This is a genomic window from Xanthomonas populi, from assembly GCF_002940065.1.
Classification (GTDB): domain Bacteria; phylum Pseudomonadota; class Gammaproteobacteria; order Xanthomonadales; family Xanthomonadaceae; genus Xanthomonas; species Xanthomonas populi.
On sequence record NZ_MDEJ01000262.1, the window covers coordinates 1 to 1,478 of the forward strand.

1 pseudogene is annotated in these 1,478 nt (G+C 65.2%); it reads right to left on the reverse strand.

The features are described from left to right. Positions 1 to 15: 15 nt before the first annotated feature. A pseudogene (locus XpopCFBP1817_RS20640) lies at positions 16 to 1,378 on the reverse strand (IS5 family transposase). Positions 1,379 to 1,478 lie beyond the last annotated feature (100 nt).

Consider the following 1,478-nt stretch of genomic DNA (forward strand, 5'->3'; position numbering starts at 1 on the left):
CCTGAAAAATCCCCTTCAAGCACCAAGCGCCGTCGGTAACAGCCGTACGGCGCTAAGGGATGACCATCCCATCGCGCGCATCCAGGTACGCAAAAACGCGATCCAGTGCAGCAGCCAACGCAGGGTGTAGCCGGCCGCGCAGCCGAGCACCGCATCGCCTTGTGCACCTGTCAGCCTGCAGCGAGGCAACCTGCAGTCGTCTTTCAGATGTCCGATCACCGGCTCCACCGCCTGCCGTCGCTTGATCCAGTGCCAGTGCCGTCGCGTCAGCGTCTTGGCCTTGCCGCGATGCAGGACCTGCACGCCAGCAACCTCGCGCACGCGATAGCCCAGGTCCACGATCGCCACCGTCGGTTCTACGCTCACATCCTGCAGCAGCCCACGCGTCTGCTCCAGTTGCTCGGCCAAGGTGTCGCCGTCGTACGGGGTGCCCGGGAAGCTGCGCGCACCCACGACCAATCCCTTGCAGGCGGTGACCGCAATGCCGACCTTGACGCCGAATTCGTACGCTTGACGCGCCTTGCCCTTGCCGATGCATGCCACTTCCGGGGCATGCAATGCGTACAGTTTTTGTGTGTCTTTCGGGCGCTGCGTGTCCCGCCGTTGCGCACGTTCCAGCCAGACAGCGATGCGCTCACGTACGCCGGGTTCCACCTGGTCCAGCTTGCGCTCGATATCGCGCACCACCCGTCCCAATACCGTGCGTTGACGCCGCAGCACGCGCTGCATGCGCTTGAACTGGCGCGCATGCGCATAGCGGCCCGCCTTGCGGCTCAGGGCCGGGCCTTGCCGCGCGTCGCTTTGCCGCACCCCGATGCCGTGCCGCTTGGCCAGCCACACCAGCGTCTTGCGTGCCACCGCCAGCAGACGGCTGCCGGTCGGATAGGCGATCGCCTTTTCCTGCACCGTGGTGTCCACGATCACCCGCGACAACTCGCGTGCGTCCACCGCCTGCATGGCATGTGCGGCGTTGATGGTGTGCGCCAGCAACTCTTCCATCCCGGCCTCGCCAAGCCGCTGCCGCCACCGCGTCAGCGAGCTGGGATCGCACGGCAAGCGCGTCTGGAACACGACCTCGCCAGTGAAGAACTGCCAGTCCGGATTTTCCAGCCAACGCTCGCACACCGCTTCGTCGGACAGGTCGTAGGCGTGTTTGAGGGAGAGCAAACCGGCCATCAGCCGCACCGGCAATGCCACCCCGACCGCCACCGGCCGGGGTGGTCGGCAAGCGCGATGAAAGGGCTTGCTCCAAGGCCGTCCACGGCATCCGTTGGCTCAGCTGCGCCAGCCGATGACGCAGATCGATCTGGTTCTCCAGACGCGAACGAAACAACTCGTCGCTAGGCATCTGCTCGGCTGCAGGACGGCGTGTACGCATTGAGTGGACATTGCCAGAAACCAGCCTTCAGCGTAGCGAACACTGGCAGTTCTGGCACGCCGGTGCAGACATCAAGGCCTTGCGGTCGTTGGGTGGTTGG